The 19,188-nt window shown below is 67.8% G+C and carries 18 protein-coding genes; 5 read left to right on the forward strand and 13 right to left on the reverse strand.

Annotated features, from left to right (window positions below):
• Positions 1-468: 468 nt before the first annotated feature.
• The 6 genes from MHN80_RS18415 to MHN80_RS18440 are packed head-to-tail and all read right to left on the reverse strand — an operon-like array spanning position 469 to position 6,863.
• Complete coding sequence (locus MHN80_RS18415; RefSeq protein ID WP_239402925.1) at positions 469-1,731, reverse strand: acyl-CoA dehydrogenase family protein; 1,263 nt, start codon at positions 1,729-1,731, stop codon at positions 469-471.
• 11 nt (positions 1,732-1,742) lie between these two features.
• On the reverse strand, positions 1,743-2,906 hold the full coding sequence (locus tag MHN80_RS18420; RefSeq protein ID WP_239402926.1) for a thiolase family protein: 1,164 nt from the start codon (positions 2,904-2,906) through the stop codon (positions 1,743-1,745).
• Positions 2,903-3,292: a Zn-ribbon domain-containing OB-fold protein gene (locus MHN80_RS18425; RefSeq protein ID WP_239402927.1), complete on the reverse strand. Its 390-nt coding sequence runs from the start codon at positions 3,290-3,292 to the stop codon at positions 2,903-2,905. The genes MHN80_RS18420 and MHN80_RS18425 overlap by 4 nt, the downstream gene beginning before the upstream one ends.
• On the reverse strand, positions 3,289-4,764 hold the full coding sequence (locus MHN80_RS18430) for a 2-oxo acid dehydrogenase subunit E2 (RefSeq protein ID WP_239402928.1): 1,476 nt from the start codon (positions 4,762-4,764) through the stop codon (positions 3,289-3,291). Before MHN80_RS18430 ends, MHN80_RS18425 begins: the two co-directional genes overlap by 4 nt.
• 2 nt (positions 4,765-4,766) lie before the next feature.
• On the reverse strand, positions 4,767-5,807 hold the full coding sequence (locus MHN80_RS18435) for an alpha-ketoacid dehydrogenase subunit beta (protein ID WP_004022792.1): 1,041 nt from the start codon (positions 5,805-5,807) through the stop codon (positions 4,767-4,769).
• A gap of 18 nt (positions 5,808-5,825) precedes the next feature.
• Positions 5,826-6,863 carry a thiamine pyrophosphate-dependent dehydrogenase E1 component subunit alpha gene (locus MHN80_RS18440; protein ID WP_239402929.1) on the reverse strand — a complete coding sequence of 346 codons (1,038 nt, stop codon included), beginning with the start codon at positions 6,861-6,863 and terminating at the stop codon, positions 5,826-5,828.
• A 227-nt stretch (positions 6,864-7,090) separates the two neighbouring features.
• Here MHN80_RS18440 and MHN80_RS18445 point away from each other — a divergent pair, with 227 nt between their 5' ends.
• The 4 genes from MHN80_RS18445 to MHN80_RS18460 all read left to right on the forward strand — a co-directional run bounded on the left by MHN80_RS18445 (position 7,091) and on the right by MHN80_RS18460 (position 10,890).
• Positions 7,091-8,650: an AMP-binding protein gene (locus tag MHN80_RS18445; protein ID WP_239402930.1), complete on the forward strand. Its 1,560-nt coding sequence runs from the start codon at positions 7,091-7,093 to the stop codon at positions 8,648-8,650.
• Between the two features lie 22 nt (positions 8,651-8,672).
• Positions 8,673-9,323: a histidine phosphatase family protein gene (locus MHN80_RS18450; protein WP_239402931.1), complete on the forward strand. Its 651-nt coding sequence runs from the start codon at positions 8,673-8,675 to the stop codon at positions 9,321-9,323.
• Complete coding sequence (locus MHN80_RS18455) at positions 9,320-10,006, forward strand: histidine phosphatase family protein (protein WP_239402932.1); 687 nt, start codon at positions 9,320-9,322, stop codon at positions 10,004-10,006. Before MHN80_RS18450 ends, MHN80_RS18455 begins: the two co-directional genes overlap by 4 nt.
• An 86-nt stretch (positions 10,007-10,092) precedes the next feature.
• Positions 10,093-10,890: a maleylpyruvate isomerase family mycothiol-dependent enzyme gene (locus MHN80_RS18460; protein WP_239402933.1), complete on the forward strand. Its 798-nt coding sequence runs from the start codon at positions 10,093-10,095 to the stop codon at positions 10,888-10,890.
• Positions 10,891-10,968: 78 nt separating this feature from the next.
• Here the strand turns inward: MHN80_RS18460 and MHN80_RS18465 are convergent, their stop codons facing one another.
• Positions 10,969-11,982 (reverse strand): NADP-dependent oxidoreductase, encoded by a 1,014-nt coding sequence (locus MHN80_RS18465; RefSeq protein WP_239402934.1) that lies wholly within the window; start codon positions 11,980-11,982, stop codon positions 10,969-10,971.
• Positions 11,979-13,703, reverse strand: coding sequence for a PEP-utilizing enzyme (locus MHN80_RS18470; RefSeq protein WP_101819919.1), 1,725 nt, complete (start codon positions 13,701-13,703; stop codon positions 11,979-11,981). Before MHN80_RS18470 ends, MHN80_RS18465 begins: the two co-directional genes overlap by 4 nt.
• A gap of 159 nt (positions 13,704-13,862) precedes the next feature.
• On the opposite strand from MHN80_RS18470, the gene MHN80_RS18475 reads away from it, so the two are divergent.
• A complete protein-coding gene (locus tag MHN80_RS18475) occupies positions 13,863-14,639 on the forward strand; it encodes an SDR family NAD(P)-dependent oxidoreductase (RefSeq protein ID WP_004022800.1) in 777 nt (258 codons plus the stop codon).
• Positions 14,640-14,725: 86 nt separating this feature from the next.
• Here the strand turns inward: MHN80_RS18475 and MHN80_RS18480 are convergent, their stop codons facing one another.
• From MHN80_RS18480 to MHN80_RS18500, 5 genes are all read right to left on the reverse strand, one after another.
• The gene (locus MHN80_RS18480; RefSeq protein ID WP_239402935.1) at positions 14,726-15,493 is read right to left on the reverse strand and encodes a ThuA domain-containing protein; all 768 of its coding nucleotides are present in this window, start codon (positions 15,491-15,493) and stop codon (positions 14,726-14,728) included.
• A gap of 17 nt (positions 15,494-15,510) precedes the next feature.
• Positions 15,511-16,926, reverse strand: a complete 1,416-nt coding sequence (gene lpdA / locus MHN80_RS18485; RefSeq protein WP_239402936.1) for a dihydrolipoyl dehydrogenase — start codon at positions 16,924-16,926, stop codon at positions 15,511-15,513.
• A 1-nt stretch (position 16,927) separates the two neighbouring features.
• Positions 16,928-17,689 (reverse strand): SDR family NAD(P)-dependent oxidoreductase, encoded by a 762-nt coding sequence (locus tag MHN80_RS18490; RefSeq protein ID WP_239402937.1) that lies wholly within the window; start codon positions 17,687-17,689, stop codon positions 16,928-16,930.
• Between the two features lie 54 nt (positions 17,690-17,743).
• A complete protein-coding gene (locus tag MHN80_RS18495) occupies positions 17,744-18,451 on the reverse strand; it encodes a histidine phosphatase family protein (RefSeq protein ID WP_004020687.1) in 708 nt (235 codons plus the stop codon).
• 104 nt (positions 18,452-18,555) lie between these two features.
• On the reverse strand, positions 18,556-19,086 hold the full coding sequence (locus tag MHN80_RS18500) for a TetR/AcrR family transcriptional regulator (protein WP_239402938.1): 531 nt from the start codon (positions 19,084-19,086) through the stop codon (positions 18,556-18,558).
• Positions 19,087-19,188 lie beyond the last annotated feature (102 nt).

Consider the following 19,188-nt stretch of genomic DNA (forward strand, 5'->3'; position numbering starts at 1 on the left):
GTGCGATACTTTCACTGAAAGTGCCTTCTGAGCTGGAATGTTTTGTTGTCTCAACACCACCAATCATTCCAGCTCAGAGGGCATTTTCACGTTATCGACACCCCGCACCCGTCCACGGATCCAGGCTGAGGTGCGAGCGATGCGCCCCAATGCTCCCTGAGGTGCGAGCGACAAACCCCTCTGCTCCCTGAGGTGCGAGCGACAAACCCCAATGCTCCCTGAGGTGCGAGCGACAAACCCCTCTACTCCCTGAGGTGCGAGCGAAGCGAGCCACGAAGGGCTCGCGAGGTATCTCACCAGGCCCTTCGAGGCTCGTCGCTATCGCTCCTCGCACCTCAGGGAGCAGAGGGGGGTCACTTCTTTCGGATCAGGGAGCAGAGGGGGGTCGCTTCTTTCGGATCAAGGAGCAGTGGGTGTGTGGTTCTTTCGGATCGGGGAGCGGGGGTTGCTCTTCACGCAGCGCCCACCTCAACGCCGGTCGCGGGCCGAGAACGGACGATCCTTGTCCGCTCGGGGCTCCGGCGGCAGGCCGAGCACCCGTTCACCGATGATGTTGCGCTGGATCTGGTCGGTACCACCCGCGAGTCGGTACCCGGGGCTGCCGAGCAGGTGTTCGGTCCACGCGAACCGACTCGGGTCGGTCGCCACCGCGATGTCGTTGCCCAGCAGATCCGCGGCGATCTCACCGATCTTCACGAGAACATCGGACGCCATCAACTTGCCGACGGAAGCAGCGGGTCCGGGTGACCGGCCGGCGGCGGCGGCCCGCGCCACCCGATCGGCGGTGGCCTTACGCAATTCCGCCCGGATGTAGACGTCGGCGAGCTGCTGGCGGACGACCGGATCCCCGGCCGCCCCGACCTGTTGCGCCAGTCCGACCAGTTCGTCGACCGAGCCGCCCTTCTTGCGGGTGACCGATCCGGACGCGGTCCGCTCGAAAGACAGTGTCGCACCGGCGATCTTCCACCCCTGGCCGATGTCACCGAGACGCGCGGAGTCCGGGATACGGACGTCGTTCAGGAAGACCTCGTTGAACGACGCCCCGCCGCTCATCTGTCGAATCGGCCGGATCTCGACACCGGGCGCGTCCAGCGGGATCAGGAACGCGGTGATGCCCTTGTGTTTCGGCAGATCGGGGTCGGTCCGGGCGAGCAACATGCCGAGATCCGCGAAGCGTGCGCCCGAGGACCAGACCTTCTGACCGTCGATGCGCCAGCCGTCGCCGTCGCGCACGGCCCGGCAGGACAGGGAGGCCAGGTCGGAACCGGCGCCCGGTTCACTGAACAGCTGACAGGCCAGGAGGTCGGTCCGCAGCAGAGGTCGCGCGTACGCCTCGCGCTGTTCGTCGGTGCCGAACATCGCGACCGCGGGACCGACCAGTCCGGTGGTGACACTGATCAGTTCGGTCGACGGGGGCACGTCGAACTCGAGTTCGGCGCGGGCCACCTCCGACGCATACGACGCGGGCAGGCCCCGCCCACCGTGCTCGGCGGCGAGTGTCAGCGCGCCGTATCCGGCGTCGTAGCGCTTGCGCCGGTACTCTCTCGCCGCGTCGAGCAGCCGACGTTCCTCGTCGTCGGACAGGTTGCGGAACACCGCGAGATCGGCGGGCCCCGACGGGGTTGCCGACTTGGGTGCCGCGATCCCGGAGAGCCATTCGCGAACCTCCGTGCGGAACACCGCGAGGTCCGACCCACCCGGGTCCGTGGTCGACAGTGCGGGTGCCGACATCGGCAACCTCCTCAGACAGTCAGAACCGTGCACGCCGACAGTCCCGGCGCGCCATAGACATGTGTGAAACCGACCTTCGGTGCGCCCGGCACCTGTTTGCCCTCGGCACGACCCTGCAGCTGGCGGACCACCTCGTGCACCTGGCGTAGCCCGGACGCACCGATCGGCTCGCCGTTGGCGAGACAACCGCCGTCGGTGTTGATCGGTGTGGCCCCGTCGACAGCGGTTGCGCCAGAGCGGATCAGCTCAGCCTGTTCGCCGTGCCCACACAACCCGGCCTCGGCGAGGTGGATGATCTCCGAACCGCTGTCGGTGTCCTGCACCTGTGCGACGTCGACGTCGGACGGGCCGACCCCCGCTGTCGCGAAAGCAGCTGCCGCGGCGTCGATGCTAGGGCTGTGCACCGGGTTGGTGGTCAGCCACGGCGAGAACACCTCGAAGGAACCGAAGCGTCGTGTCCGCACCTCCGCGGCCGCGAGCCGGACCGGCTTGTCGCACATGTCCGCGGCGCGGTCGCCGGACGCGAGGATCAGGGCGACACCGCCCTCCCCCGGCGAGCAGAACATGTACTGGGTCAGCGGGCTGTTCACCGGCGCCGCCGCCAGGATCTCGGCCTCGGTCAGGGGTTTACGACGCCACGCCATCGGGTGCGCGGCGCCATTGGCGAATGCGCGCTCGGCGGCCGCTCCGAGCAACGACTCGTCGAGCCCATGGACGTGAAAGTACCTGCGCGTCTTCATCGCGAAGTACTGGGTGGTGACCATCATCCCGGACCGGGCGTACCAGGGTCCGAGCCCGTACGCGGCCGGGTCGGAACCGAAGGCCCCACGTTCGTGCTTGTCGAATCCGACGACGGCCACGACGTCTGCGCGTCCGGACGTGATCATGTCGGCTGCGGTCGCCAGCGCGACACCGCCCGTGGCGCAACCGTTCTTGACGGTGACGAAGGGAATGCCCGTGAGGCCGAGTCGCGAGACGAGCGAGTCCGGCTTGCCCGACACATTGCTACCGCCGACGGCCGCGTCGATCGAGGACCAGTCGAGGCCGGCGTCGGCGAGGGCCGCGCGTAGCGCGCTCTCGCCCATGTCCATGCCGCTGACGTCGCCGTGCCGGCCGAAGGCATGCATTCCGACCCCGACGATGTGGACGCCTGCAGCCCTTCTACCGGCGCTCATCCGGCGACCCTCTCGAACGCGAAAGTGGTGCAGTCGCCGAGATCGAGCAGTCGCAGTTCGACCTCGTCACCGATCCGGACCGGTGACGTCACCCGCGACTCCACCAGGACGACGCCCAGATCGACGTAGGCCACGACGAAGGGATCGAAGCCCGAGTCGGGAACGCGGAACGGGGGTTTGGGCGCGAAGGCCTGCTCCGTCCATGTCCACACCGTTCCGCGCTGCGGTAGCGCGACCCGCGATACCGATGTGCCGGCACAGCCGGGACAACGCGTCACAGCCGGGAACGCGACAACCGCACACTCCGCGCAGTCCGATCCGGCGAGTACCGGCGGGTCGAGCTGCGCGAACAGTGTGTCGTCGACAACCGCTGACACCTTCGTCACGCCCCCGAGAGCAGGGTGAGTGGACGGCCGAGGATCTCACCGACCGTGCGCAGGTACTCCGCCGCGGGAGCACCGTCGACCGCGCGGTGATCGAAGGTGAGACTCAGCGTGAGCACCTGCGTACGCACCGGTGTGTCTCCGTCCCAACGGAATCCGTCCTTCACCCGGCCCACGCCCAGTATCGCGACGTTGCCCGGGTTGATGACCGGGGTGAAGAAGTCCACTCCGTAGGCACCGAGGGTGCTGACCGAGAAGGTGGCACCCTCGAGGTCGGCGAGCCCGAGCTTCCCGTTGCGTGCAGCAGCGGCCAGTTCGGCGGTGTTGCCTGCTATCTCGCCGACCGACAGCTGATCGGCGTCGCGGACGACCGGCACCACGAGACCTCCGTCGACAGCGACGGCGACGCCGATGTCGACACGCTCGGCCACCACGATCTGGTCGTCGACGATCCCGGCGTTGAGCAACGGGTGCTCGCGAAGCGCAAGCGCCGCGGCCCGGATGATGAAGTCGTTGAGACTCGGCGCTCGACGCCCCGCGGCGGCCGACTCCCCCTTGAGCGCGGCGCGCACCGCGACGAGGTCGGTGACATCGACTTCGTATCCGTGGGTGAGCTGCGCCATGGAGTGCAGGCTGTCCATCATGTTCCGGGCGATGGCACCGCGCATACCACGCAGCGGGATCACATCACCGGGTTGCGGACCGACCGACGCCGAATCCGGCACGGCAGCAGAGGTGTCTGCGGCGGAACGGGATCGACCTGTGGCGGCGCGTTCCACGTCGGCGCGGGTGACCCGGCCACCGATCCCGCTGCCACTCACGGTCGCGAGGTCCACCCCGAGTTCGGCGGCGAGTTTGCGGACGACCGGACCCACGAATGTCGCGGCACTCCCCGGTGCCCCGCCCGCCGATGTCACGCCGTCCGATGTCCCGTTCGCCGATGTCGCGGGCGAGGAAGCCTCCGGACCGGACTGTTCTGCCTGCGGGCGCGCGAGGAAGTCCTCGACATCCTCGGACACGATCCGACCACCGGGCCCTGTCCCGGTGAGACGGCGCAGGTCGACGCCGGCCTCGGATGCGACGCGGCGAGCGTTCGGGGATGCCTTGAGCCGGGCGCCGTCGGTCGCGGTCGCCTCCGAGGGGGTGCCGGCAGGTGTCGCCTCCGGTGTGCTCTCGGCTGCGGCCGTCGACTCGGAATCGGGTGCGGTGGGGGTCGATCCACCGTCGGGCGCGGATTCACCGTCGGCGAGGAGCCAACCGACCACGGACCCGACCGGCAGCACCGCACCGTTGTCCGCATTGGTGGCCAGCACACCTTCGGCCTCTGCCTCGACGTCGACGTCGACCTTGTCGGTCTCGACCCGGAACAGGGTGTCGCCCAACGCGACCCGCTGTCCGGGTTGGGCGACCCACTCCCCGATGACACCTTCCTGCATGGTGAGCCCCAGTTTGGGCAGCACGATCTGGAAGGCCACGATCAGTTCCTTTCCAGGAGTCGCCGGGCACCGGCGACGATGCGGTCCGCGTCCGGCACGTAGGCCTTCTCGAGCGGCGTGCTGAACGGGACGGGCGTGAACGGAGCACCGATCCGCAGCACGGGCGCGTCCAGGTGATCGAACGCCTCCTCCTGGATCTGCGCCGCGACCTCGGCGCCGATGCCGCCGAACGTGACCGCCTCGTGGACCACGAGGATGCGGTTGGTCTTGCGCGCCGATTCGACGATCGTCGCGGTGTCGAGCGGCTGCACCGACCGCGGGTCGATGACCTCGGCGGAGATTCCCTTCTCGGCCAACGCGTCGGCCGCCTTGAGGGCCTCGGCGACCATCCGGCCGAACGCGACGATCGTCACGTCGTCACCGGTGCGGGCGACAGCCGCCTCCCCGATCGGGATCTCGTAGACCTCCTCGGGCACCTCCCCGCGCGAGCCGAGCAACACCTTGTTCAGCATGAAGACGACGGGGTTGTCGTCGCGCACCGCGGAGACGATGAGGCCCTTGGCATCCCGTGCATTCGACGGCATGACGACCTTGAGTCCCGGCGTGTGGGCCAACCAGGACTCCAGGCTCTGCGAGTGCTGCGCCCCTGCGCTCACCCCGGCGCCGTAGGCGACGGCGATGACCATGGGCACCTTGACCTCGCCGCCGTACATGAACTTCATCTTCGCGGCCTGGTTCACGACCTGGTCGAGGGCGACGGCGAGGAAGTCCATGAACATGATGTCGACGATCGGGCGCAGGCCACGAGCCGCCGCACCGACACCGAGGCCGATCAGACCCATCTCGGCGATGGGTGTGTCGACCATGCGGCGCTTGCCGAACTCGGCGAGCAGACCGTCGTACATGTGGAAGACGCCGCCGTATGCGGCCACGTCCTCGCCGATCACGAAGACGTTCTCGTCTTCGCGCATCACCTGCGCGACACCCTCGTTGAAGGCCTTCACGTAGGTGGTCGACCGCGCTGCCGGAGCCGCGTTGTCTGCGCCGGATTCTGTTGCGATGGTTTCTGTTGCAGTGGACATGTTCTCGGCTTCTCCGGGTCAGACGCTGTAGACGTTGAGCGCGATGTCGGCGGTGTCGGGGTACGGGCTGTTCTCGGCGAAGGCGACGGATTCGGCGATGTCGGCGTCGACCTCGGCCCAGATCTGGGCGAACTCAGCCTCGGTCACCACACCTTCGGCGACGGCCCGGGCCTCGAGCAGCTTGATCGCGTCGCGCTCCTTCCAGGCCTCGACCTCTTCCTGGGTCCGGTAGGTCTTACGGAGACCCTTGACGCCCTGGTGGTCGTAGTAGCGGTAGGTCTTTGCCTCGACCAGGGAGGGTCCCCCGCCGGCGCGGGCGCGTTCGACGGCCCGCCCGACCGCGGCGCGCACCTCGACGGCGTCCATACCGTCGCAGATCTCACTCGGCATCCCGTAGGCGGCCGCGCGGTCGGCGACGTTCTCGAGCTTCATGTGGTCACGCAGGGCAGTGAACTCGGCGTAACCGTTGTTCTCGCACACGAACACGACGGGGAGTTCGAGGATGCCGGCCATGTTGGCCGCCTCGTGGAAGGCGCCGATGTTGCTCGCACCGTCACCGAAGAACGGGATGGCCACCGAGTCCTCGCCGCGGTACTTCGCCGCGAAGGCCGCACCCACGGCGATCGGGATGCCACCGCCGACGATCCCGTTGGCGCCGAGCATGCCGATCGACAGGTCGTTGATGTGCATCGAGCCGCCGCGCCCCTTGCAGTAGCCGTCGACGCGGCCGAACAGTTCGGCGAACATCTGCCGGAACTGGGCACCCTTCGCGACGGCGTGGCCGTGGCCGCGGTGTGTCGAGGAGATCTGGTCGTCGTCGCGGAGGTTGCTCATCGCGCCGGCCGCGACCGCTTCCTGTCCGACGTAGAGGTGCAGGAACCCGGGAAGCCGGCCACCCTCCATCAATCGGCCCGCCTCGGTCTCGAACTGGCGGATACGCACCATCCGCCGGTGCAGGTCGAGCACGACCTCTCGGCTCGGCAACGGCTCCGCGGTCTTGGTCGCCTTTCCGGCAGGAGCAACCGGCGCGACGCCGGTCTCTGTGGTGGTCACCATGACACCTCTCTGGGATGACTGTGCAGGTGGCGGCGCTGTGAACCCCGCCGGAACCGCAGACTTTGTTGATCGCTTCTGCAGTATGTGTCACCACTGTAGACGATTGTTAGTAGAATCACTATCAAGTTAGTCGCCGAAAGTGGACCAGTTCGGACTGTTACTTGACTTGCTCTCCAGTTAACCCGACGATGGGTGCGCAGACAACCCGTGCGAAGGAGTGGTGACCGATGCTCGACCGGATCCGCGATCGAGCGAAGGCCGATCCCCAGAGCCTCGCGCTCGTCGACGATTCCGTCTCCCTCACTTGGGATCACGTCGCCGAGACCCTCGCGGCCCTTACGTCTGCACTGCGCCGTCTCGCACCGGGTCCCGACGATCGAGTGGCCGTGATCGGTGAGAACAGGGCGGAGACCCTGCTCGCCCATGTTGCGGCCATCGGAGCGGGGATCGGGACCGTGGCCGTGTCCCGCCAGTTGACCGCGGGTGAGATGGCCGACCAGTTCGTCGACGCGGGATGCGTCGCGGTCGTGACGGGCCCGGCGGGCCTGGCCGCCGCAGGTGAGGCGGCCGGTACGGCGTCGTTGCGGACGGTCATCACCCACAATCACGAGGGAACGGTCCCGCTCGACGGCCGAGTGGAGCATCTGACGTGGGACGGTCTGCTCACGGGTGAGCCGAGCCCACCGAACGACCTCGCCGACCGGCCGGCGCGACCGCCGCTCGTCTACACCTCCGGCACCACCGGGCGCGCCCGGGGCACCGAGGTTCGCTGGCTCCCCGGCCACGCGCGGGATGCCGCCGAATTCCAAGCGGCCGTGGCGACGAGGTCCGGCTACCCGACGGGTGCTCACCTGGTCGTCGGGCCGTTGCAGCACAACGGCCCCCTCACCTCCATCCGGCACCTCCTCTCCGGTGAGCCCGTCGTCATCCTCGGCCGCTTCGACGCCGACCGGGTCCTCCACCTCATCGACGCCCACTCGGTCACATCGACCCTGATGGTGCCGACCCATTTTCAGCGACTACTCGCGCTGCCGCCGCAGATCCGAGCCCGCTACGACGTCACCGGCCTGCGCTACGTCGCCCACACGGGATCCGCCTGCCCGGCGGATGTGAAGCGGGCGATGATCGACTGGTTCGGGCCGGTTCTGATCGAGTCCTACGGCGGGAGCGAGATCGGCACCGTGTGCAAGATCGACTCCCACGAGTGGCTCGCCCACCCGAGTTCCGTCGGCCGCGTCGTCGAGCCGTTCGAAGTGGTGGTGGTCGGATCGGACGGAGAAGTTCTCGGCCCCGGCGACACCGGCATCCTGGGATTCCGCACTCCCCCGGGTCGCGAGGTGGTCTATCACGGCGATCCGGAGAAGACCGCCAAGGCCTACATCCTTCCCGGCGTCGCCACCCTCGGCGACGTGGGTCATGTCGACGAAGACGGGTTCGTGTTCATCACCGACCGGGTGGCCGACATGGTGGTCTCCGGCGGAGTGAACCTCTACCCGGCCGAGAGCGAGCAAGTGCTGCGCAGGCATCCCGACGTCGCCGAGGTCGCGGTCATCGGCGTACCCGACACCGATCTCGGTGAGGCACTGCTGGCCCTGGTTGTCCCCGAGACCGGCGCGACCGTCGACACCGAGTCGCTGCGCGCCTTCGCCAGAGAGTCCATGGCGTCCTACAAGTGCCCGAAACACTATGTCGTCGTGGCGGAATTGACCCGCAACGCGATGGGCAAGCTCGACAAGAAGGCCCTGCGCCGACCGTACTGGGACTCCGAGCGCACCATCGCCGGCTGACCATCCACCGAAAGGCACACCCATGATCGAGATCCTGTTCGTCCGGCACGGACAACCGGTCTCCGGCATACGCAATCCCGATCTCGCGCCTGCGGGTATCGACGACGCCCGGCGGTTGGCCACCTGGCTGCGCGGCGAACAGATCGACCTCGTCGTCGCGAGCCCGTACGCCCGCGCATTGCAGACCGCGCAGGTCTTCGCCGCCGAGCTGTCCCGCGACGTGGACCTCGTACTCGACGACCTCCGCGAATGGGACGACGACATCACCGCGGAGGATTACACCGCGATCGAGGACATGGCGGCCGACGATCCGCGGCTGCTCGCCGTCAGCTCCGGGCGGTACGAGGAGTACGTCCCTTCCCTCGACCTCGGCGGATTCCGCCGGCGAGCACGGTCGGCGCTCGAGCAACTGTTCGCTCTCCGGCCCAGCGGACGGATCGTCGCCGTCGCACACGGCGGGATCATCAACGCGGCCCTCGCCGACGTCCTCGAGATGCCGAAGACGTTCTGGCACAACCCGGCCTACACGAGCGTCGCCCGCGTGCGACGTCTCGACTCCGGGGTCGTCGTGGTCGATTCCGTCAACGACACGGCTCACCTGCGCGGCCTGCCGTTCGCGGCCGAACCGGACCACCACACCGATGCCGCCTTCGACGCCGAGCCCGCGCGATGACCACGACGTCGACATCCGTTCCCCCGACCCCCGTCGATGCCGCTCCTGCCCCGGATGCCCTTCGCACGGACGTCCCAGACACGATCGCCCCAGACACGATCGCCGCCGCGAGCAAGATCATCCTCGTCCGCCATGGTCTCCCCGGCGGGCCGGCCGGGCCGGACCCCGGCCTCGGCGACGAAGGCGTCGGCCAGGCCCGCCGACTCGGCACCTGGCTGCGAGGCCTCCCGGTTGTGCAGGTGGTGGCGAGCTCGTACACGCGCGCCTATGAGACGGCACGTCACGCGGCCCAGCCGCTCGGTCTCGAGGTCACGGTCGACGAACGCCTCCGCGAGTGGGAGAGCGACCGCGCGGTCTACGCCACTCCGGAGGCCATCGCCGCCACCGACCGTGGGCGGGCCTTCGCCGAGGGCCGCTACGACGACTTCATCCCCGACTACGACCGGAACGCCACCGCGGCCCGGATGCGGGATGCGGTCCTCGACGCGGCGCGCTCGGCTCCCGGCGAGCTGTCGGTGCTGGTCTCCCACGGTGGGGCCATCAACACACTCCTCACCGACATCCTGCAGGCACCGTCGCCGTTCTTCTTCAATCCCGCCTACACATCGGTGAGCCGGGTCGCGGTCCTCGGTTCGGGCCGCATGGTCATCCAGTCGGTGAACGAGACAGCACACCTCGGCTGAAACAGCTTTCTTTACTTCGATACCTGTTAAGGTTCTCCTCAACAGTGATGTGCAACACACGCACTCGCTCGTTTCGAGGAGATCCCATGAGCCATTCCGGCGTCGTGGCGAGTCGTACACTCGCCGATGAATACTCGACCATCGTCCGCAGCCTCTCCGGTCCCGAGTGGTCGGCCCCGAGCCGGTGCGCCGGCTGGTCCGTCAAAGACCTTGTGGCACACACCGGCTCGAACTTCGCAGCCATCGTGAACCCGCCCGAACCCGACCCGGACGTGCCGGCCCCGACGACCGCCGAGGAACTCCAGGAGCGTCTCGTCGACGAGCGCCGCGACTGGGCCCCCACCCGGGTCGCCGACGAGTTCCTCAGCACGGTCGGACCGGCCATGGAGGTGCTCTCGGCGATGCAGGCGCCGGAGATCGGTTCCGCTCCGATGACGCTCACCGACCTCGGAACCTATGACAGTCACCAGCTCTCGGATGCTTTCGCCTTCGACATGTGGTGTCACATGTACGTCGACCTGCTCGCACCCGGCGGTCCGGTGTCGCGCCCGGTCGGCGACCCGGACGACGCGGTCCTGGGTGCGGCGATCGGATGGATGCTCGCCGGGTTGCCGCAGATGTGTCCCGACGTCAACGCAGCACTGGGTGGTCGCGCACTCGGGGTGCGGCTGACCGGCCCGGGTGGCGGCGAGTGGACCCTTCGGCCGGGTGAACGACTGCTGACCGTGGAGACCGGACTCGACCGGAGCTACACCGTGATCGATTCCTCGGCAGCCTATTTCGTCCTGTGGGGCACGACCCGGTCACCGTGGCGGCAACACGTGTCGGTCCACGGTGACGAGGCTTATGCGGCAACAGTTCTCGACAGGATGGACATCGTCTGAGCGTTCGGCCGCGCCACCCGCGATCGACAACAGAGCCCGGAACGCGACAAGCGTTCCGGGCTCTGCTGATGATCGAGGTCAGTTCAGTGCGACCAGCATCTTCCCGACGTTGCCACCCTCCAGCATCGACAGGAACGCCTCCACCGCGTGGTCGATGCCGGTGTGGATGGTGGACTCGGCTACGAGGTCGCCGGCGGACAGCCACCCGAGCACACGTTCCTCGAACTCGGGACGTAGGTCCTCGTGATCACGAACGATGAACCCGGTCAATGTGATCCGCTTCAGGATGGCCTGCATGAGGTGGTCCATCGACGGTCCGTCCCCACCGCCGGCGGAGATCATCCCGCACATCGCGACGCGTCCGTTGAGGCGTAGATCGTGCAGCGCGGCGACGAGGTGCTCCCCGCCGACATTGTCGAAGTAGAGGTCGATCCCGTCGGACACCCGGCGCAACCCGTCGGCCACCGATTCGGCGCGGTAATCGATCGCCGAGTCGAAGCCCAGACGCTCGGTCAGCAGCGCCACCTTCGCCGGTCCACCCGCGCTACCGATGACGCGCCCGGCGCCGAGAAGTTTCGCGAACTGTCCGGCCGCACTTCCGACCGCGCCCGCAGCGGCCGAGACGAACACGTCGTCCCCCGGACGCAGACCACCGGCACGCCGCAGTCCGCAGTAGGCCGTGAACCCGGGCTGTCCGAGCACGCCGAGCCAGTGGTGCAGATCGACGCCGCGCGGATCGATGACAGTGGCCGCGTCGGCATCGACGACGGCCAGTTCGCGCCAGCCGAGCCGGTGCCGCACACACGCACCGTCGGGGATGCGTGAGTTGCCGCGGACGACGATGCCGATCGCCGAGCCGTCGAGCGGCGCATCCTCCTGAAAGCTCGTGGTGTAGTGCATCTCCGAGGTGCCCAGGCGCCCGCGCATCGAGGGGTCGACGCTCATGAAGCGGTTCTCCACGACGATCTGGTCGTCGCGGACGGGCCCCAGCTCGGCCTCCCGGACCTCGAAGTTCTCCGTGCGCGGAACCCCGTCGGCGGGTCGCTGCTTCAGGAACACCGCACGTGTGGTCGTCTCGACCCCGCTCGTCATGACAGCTCCAGGATGGTGACCGTGCCCTTGGAGCCGTCGACCTCGACCAGCGTGCCGTCGGGGATTCTCCGGGTGGCAGCGGGAACACCGGCAGCACAGGGTATCCCGAGCTCGCGGCTGACGATCATCGCGTGCGAACCCATCGCTCCGACGTCGGTGATGGCGGCCGAGGACACCATGAACAACGGCGTCCAGGACGGATCGGTCTGCGGCGCCACCAGGACCTCGTCCACCTCGAAGCTGTCGAGGTCGTCCATCGATGTGATGGTCCGGGTGCGTCCGCGGACCACGCCCGGGGATGCCCCGGACCCGTGCAGGACCTCACCCTCGGTCACCTCATCCACCTCGACCTGGTCCTTTCGGCGCAGACTCGAGAGCGGGGGAAGCGGCTCACGGGTGTCGAGGAAGGTCGGCAGGTCCAGACCGAACAGGCCCTTCCACGCCCGATGCCGTTCGGCAAGGGTCTCGGTCAGTGCGGCCGGTTCGCTGGCCAGGAGGTCCAGCTCGTCGTCGACGGCCATGAAGACGTGATCGGCAGCGGCGAGATGACCCTGCTCGTGCAGCCGTCGCCCGAGCTCGGCCAGCGGCACACGCGCCTCGTGCAACACCTTGATGCAGTTCGTCTTCGCACGTTCGCGCCAGGCCGCGAAGCGTCGTGCCGAGGCGAGCGCCGCGTCGAGGGTCGCCTGCCCCTCCGCGTCGTCGCCGACGATCGCACGCGCCCGTTCCAGGGCCGAGTCGGTGTCCCCCGCGTGCTCGGCGAGACGCGCGGTGGGTGACGCCGAATCCTCCTGCAAGCGCAGGCGGTCGATGAGTCCGAGCACCAGTTCGGGTTTCGTCTCCCACGATGTCGAACCGAGGTCCCATTCGTTGGGGCCCCGGTAGCCGAACTCGGCGATGAAGTCGGCGAAGGAGGCGTCGAACTTGGGATCGAGCCCGCGCACCCGCGCCGCGACGCCGTCGATTCCCTGGTCGAATGCCTCGGTCAGGCGCTCGTCGGCGCGCACCATCCGGCCCAACTCCCAGAGCGCGAACGACGGTAGCGCCGAGTCGACGTCGCCCGCCGAGCCCACCAGCGTGACGATGAGGTCCTGGTTGTCAGCTCCGAGAAGCTGGCCGAGCACCGACGGGCCGACCGCCGCCCCGTTCGTCGCGGCCACCTCACCCCGCCATGCGGCCCGCTCGAGGGGCATGACCGACCGCGCGCGGGCGACGAGCGCGACCGGGGTCAGGCTCGACAGGTCGGGGCGTTCGGTGCGCAGCCGATCGGCGAGCACGCGGTCCTCGTCGAGTTCCGGGAAGGTCTCGGTGGACAGAATCCAGGCGTTGCGCGCGGCCAGGCGCGCACTGGCGTCGGCGTTTTCGTCGTCGGGGTGCCCGACGTACGCGGGGATGTCCGGATCGCCACCGTAGAACAGCTGATCCACGAGCTCGACCGACAGGCCGCCGCGGATTCCCACGAGTCGCGACATCGACAGGTTGATGTACAGATGCCCGTAGAAGATCCCCGACGAGGCGGCGACGTCCGGCTTCTCCACAAGTGAGTAGCTCCCGTGGAAGGCGTAACCGGCGTTCCATCCGGGCAGGATGTTCTGAATCCACCCGAGGTCGGCGCCCAGCGGCGTGATGGGATCGGACAGCACATCGCTGGCATTGAGCCGCGTGTAGATGGGTAGACGGGCACTCGGTTCGGTGTCGACCAACCAGCGCTGTTCGGACATGTCGTTCTCGTCTCTGCTGGGACCGCATGGGATGAGCGGCCATAGTTTCTTGACAGGGTATACACGTGGGCTGTGATGTGTGACACTCTACCTGCAAGACTGTAGGCGTTGGCAAGTAAGTCGTCTCGGTCTCTCGTACAGGAAGCAAGGAGACGTTCGATGAAGTTGCAGGACAAAGTTGTTGCCGTCACCGGCGGAACCCAGGGAATCGGCCGTGGGATCGCCGAGGCAGCACTCGCGGAGGGCGCGAAGGTCGCCCTGAACGGCCGGTCGAAGGAGAAGGGGGATAAAGCTCTGGCCGATCTCGGTGCAGGCGATCGTGCCGCGTTCTTCGCCGGCGACGTCACCCTGCAGGCCGATGTCGAGGACTTCATCGAGCAGACCGTGAGCACCTTCGGACGCATCGACGTCCTGGTGAACAACGCCGGTGGCGCAAACGACCTGCAGCCGACGGCGCAACTCTCCGACGAGGAGTGGAACCTCGTACTGAACTGGAACCTGAACTCCAATTTCTGGGCCACCCGCCGCGCGCTCCAACACATGATCCCCCAGTCCTACGGCCGCATCATCAACATCTCCTCGGTCGAGGGCAAGCAGGGCAAGCCGGTGTTCACCGCCTACGTCGCCGCGAAGCACGCGATCAACGGCATGACCAAATCGATTGCGCGCGAGGTGGGTACGCAGGGCATCACGGTCAATGCGATCTGCCCGGGGCTCGTCATCACCGACATCATCAAGAACAACGGCCCGCAGACCGCGGCGGCGATGGGCATGAGCTTCGAGGAGATGGTGGACCTCTTCGCCCAGGAGTCCGCCATCAAGCGGCCCAACACCGTCGAGGAAGTGTCCGCCATGGCGATGCTTCTCGCGTCGGACGCCGGCGCGGGTATCACCGGTGCCATCCTCAGCGTCGATGGCGGTACCGCTTCCTACTGAGCACCACTGCTCCCTGAGGTGCGAGCGAAGCGAGCTTGCGCTCCGCACACCTCAGGGAGCAGGGGAACAGACACTTCGGGCGTTCGTCACAACGTCCCGCGCACCGCCCAGGCCACGCAGCGCTCCAGGATCGTGCGGAACTGCGGGATATCCCAGCTGCCGCGGTCGACTCGGCCGAGGTCGTCGATGCCGAGATCCTGCACGTCGAACCTGCCCCGGCAGTGCCCGAGGGTGAAGTAGCAGACGGTCCCGGGGTCGTGGTGCTTGAGGTAGAGCACCGGGCGGGGTTCGTCGGTCGAGGTGTGTCCCTCGTCGAATCCGGTTGACTCACCGACAAAGCGGGTGTGGGCCAGCACCTCGATCGGTTCGAACAGCTCGCTCACGTACAGCTCGTCGACCGCGTCGAAGTCGTCGACGCCCGCCACCAACGGGTGTTCCGGGTCGGCGATCTCGACACGATAGGGCGCGATCGGCGGATGGCCGAGGAACTGACTGCCGACCAGCGCGGGCAGCACCCCCATGGATCGCGGGGTCACATAACGGCTTGCCGACCCCGGCGGGGTGGGTTCGATGGCCGAGTTGGTCGCGTGCAGGGCCAGCCAGCGGCCACCCCGCGCCAGGAAGCGCGTCAATGCATCCTGAGCGGCGTCATCGGGAATCCGGTTGCAGGTGTAGGTGATCAGCAGGTCCGCGGCGTCGAGGGCGGATACACATCCGTAGTCCTCGAACACTCGGGTGCGCACCGTCTCGTACTCGCCGAGCAGTCCGAGGATCTGCAACCGGGCGTGATCGAAGTCGTGCCACTGCCCGCCGCAGATGACGACCGCATCGAGGCGGCCGGCCGGTCCGGCCATCGTGGGCTCCTCCGTCCTCAGGCGTGCGCGTGCAGCGGCTTGCCGGCCAGAGCGAGATGGGCTTCGCCGAGCGCCTCGGCCTGGGTCGGGTGCGCGTGCACCAGGTTCGCGACGTCGTCCGCGTTCGCTTCCCAGTTGTAGATGAGCTGCGCCTCGCCGATCAGTTCACCCACACGGTCCCCGACGAGGTGGATGCCCACCACCGGACCGTCGGCGCCCGCCCGGATCAGCTTGACCCCGCCCGCGGTCTGCAGTATCCGACTCTTCCCGTTGCCGCCGAGATCGTAGACGGCGGTGGTGATCTCACCGTACCGTTCCGCCGCCTCCGCTTCGGTCAGGCCGACGGAGGCCACCTCCGGATGCGAATAGGTCACCCGCGGGATTCCGGTGTCCGCCACGGGCGCGCAGTCGAGGCCGGCCAGCTGTTCGGCGACGAAGATGCCGTTGCCGAAACCGCGATGGGCGAGTTGAGGTCCCGGCACGATGTCGCCGATCGCGTAGACGCCCGGCACTGCGGTCTGCAACCACTCGTCGACCACGACGAAGCCACGATCGAGTCCCACACCGGCCTCTTCGAGACCCAATCCGGCAGTCCGCGGTCCCCGACCCACGGCCACCAGCAGAACGTCCGCATGCAGTGGCGCTGACTCGCCGTCGAGCTCGACGACCACTCCGGACTCGGCGGTGCCGGCGGACGACACCATCGCCCCGGTACGAATGGTGATGCCGCGCTTGCGGAACGCCCTGGTCAGTTGCTTCGACGACCACTCGTCCTCGGTCGGCAACAACCGGGGTGCGGCCTCCACGACCGTGACCTCCACGCCGAGCGATGCCCACAGACTGGCGAACTCGCAACCGATGACACCCCCGCCGAGGACGATCGCGGTCGTGGGGATCGAATCGAGCTCCAGCGCACGGTCGCTCGTCATGATCGGGCCGCCGATCTCCACGCCCGGCAGGGTCCGCGACTGGGAACCGGTCGCGATGACCAGCGCCTCACCGCGGACGCGGGTCGTCCCGCCGTCGGTGAGCTCGACGTCGACGGTCCGCTCACCCGATACCCGTCCGAGCCCGCGGACCACCCGGATCCGACGCGACGAGATGAGACCCTCGAGCCCTCGGTACAAGCCGTCGACGACCTTCTGCTTGTACGCGTGGACTGCGGTGATGTCGATGCCGTCGAGAGACGCCTTGATCCCGAAATCTGGGGCTTGACGCACGGATTCGGCGATACCGGCGGCATGGAGCAACGCCTTGGTCGGGATGCACCCGTTGTGTAGACATGTGCCGCCGAGCTTGTCGGACTCCACGAGGACGATCGACATGCCGAGCTGCGCTGCGCGCAGAGCACACGAGTAACCACCCGACCCGCCTCCCAGGACGACGACGTCCACAGTCTCGGTCGTGCCGGTCTTCTCCGGGTCCGTGCTCATGTCAGAAGTCGAATCGGTTGGTGAAGCCGCCGTCGATCACGACATTGGTACCCGTGATGTGTCCGGCGGCCGGCGACGCGAGGAAGGTCACGGCGTTCGCGATGTCCTCGGCCGAGGCGAACTTGCCGAGAGCCGCCGCCGACATCGCCGCGTCGTACAGCTGCGGTCGCTGCTCCTTGATGGTGTCCCAGGGGCCACCCTCGAAGTACACCGGGCCGGGCGAGACCGCGTTGACCCGAATACCTTTCGGCCCCAGGGCGCGAGCCTGCGCCGACGAGTGTTGCAGCACGGCGGCTTTCAGCGCCCCGTAGCTGTTGGCGGTGGTGATCGGGCCGGCCTCGATGGCCGAGGTCGTGCTGATGGTCACGACGGACGCGGCAGAGCTCTGCTCCAGATGCGGTGTCGCGGCCTCGATGAAGTTCACGAGGCTCATGAGGTCGACGTTGAAGCTGTTCTCCCAGGCCTGGCGCCCCTTGCCGGTCATCGCAGACGCGTTGACGATGACGATGTCGACGCCGCCGAGCGCGTCGGCCGCGTCGGTGACGAAGGAACTCACCGCTTCGGACTCACCGACATCGACGGCCTTCCAGAACACCGTGCCGACTTCCGACAGCTCGTCGGCGACGGTCTTGAGCTGGTCTCCGCCCCGGGCGCAGATGCCCACCGAGGCACCTTCGGCGAGAAGACTCCTGGCGATGGCCAGGCCGATGCCCTTGCTCGCACCGCTGATGAGAGCGCGCTTTCCGTTGAGGTCGAGATCCATGTCGGGTCCTTCGTGTCGTGTCGGTGATCAGGTCGGTGGAGGATTGTCGAGGGGTTAGAGATTCATCGCCCCGACGGAGGTCTGGAAGTCGAGGACGTGGCCGAAGTCGTTGATCGACTGGACGGCACGTCGGGTGTCGGCGCCGCGGAGCACGCTGACCGAGGTGTGGTGGACGCGGACGGGCATGTCGAAACCGCTCGCGAGCGCGTCCGCGAGTACCGCGTTGATGACGCCGCTGTGGCAGGTGATGACCACCCGCTGGCCGAGATGGGCGTCGACGATGAGCCCGACCTCACCGAGTACCCGCTCGCGGAAGGCCACCGGATCCTCAGCGTAGGGGAACGCCTCATATTTGCGAGTTCGGATGTGGTCGCGGAAGATTCGCGAGATCTCCTCGTGGGGCAGCGTCTCGAAAGGCGATTGATCTGCCGGAAAGCTCTGCCACGGCTCGTATTCGGTGAGCCCCTCGCGGACGACCGGCTCGAGGCCGTGATGCTCGGCGATCGCACGGCCGGTGTCGAGGGCCCGGCGCAGTGGAGAGCTGTAGACGGCGTCGACGGCATGGGTGGACAGACGCTGGGCGACCGCCCGGACCTGACGTTGCCCGAGCTCGGAGAGCGGCGGGTCCACGGTCTGCGCCGCGCTCAGTTCCTTGCTGAGGGCCTGCTCGCCGTGCCGGATGAGCACGAGCTCGCACAAGCCGTCCAGCGGGGCGAACGGGTTGTCGAGGTCGATCGAGCGCGCACGGGTCTGATTGGGCACGCCCCCAGTGAACCATAAACTGAGGCCGCTATAAAGATACTCCGCCGATGTGCCTGTTCATCGCATCAAAAGGACCGCGAGGCTATAGGCGGCGACCCGCGAGGTCACACACTGGCGATGTCGGTGGCCAGTTCGCGCACCTCGTCGGAGAAGCGGCGTCGGCCCAGGTTCGCGAGCACGACGTCCTCGGTGAGCCAGGAGGACGCGGACACCTCGAGAAGACTCGACAGGGCCGTCGCCGCGGCGGCCTGCTTGGCCTTCGACGTGATCCGGTCGCGCACCCGCAGTTCGGCGGAGAAGATCGCCAGCATCTCCAGCCGGACCTCCCGACGGAGCGCCTCGATCGACAGGCTCCATCCGGGCGATCGCACGAAGTAGACCAGCGAGGCGGCGCGGTGCGCGTCGGTCCACTCGAGCACGGACACGATGACGTCGCCGAGGGTGGCGTCCGGGTCCTCGTCGATCACCGTTCTGAGCTGCGCCAGCATCTGCTCGGCGAACAGGCGCAGACCCCCGAGCAGCACTTCTTCCTTGGACGGGTAGTGGTAATAGACGGCCGCCGAGGTCATCTGCGCCTCGGCCGCGATGTCGGCGACGGTCACGTCCTCGATCGAACGCATGGAGTAGAGGTGCATCGCCGCCTCCACCACGACGTCGCGCCGGGAGGGACGGTGAGCGGCCCGCTTGGCGCCGGTCCCCGTCCCGCTCGCGGCCGCAGTCCGTGCGGCGCCGCGGCG

The sequence above is a fragment of the Gordonia sp. McavH-238-E genome (assembly GCF_022348225.1).
GTDB lineage: Bacteria > Actinomycetota > Actinomycetes > Mycobacteriales > Mycobacteriaceae > Gordonia > Gordonia terrae.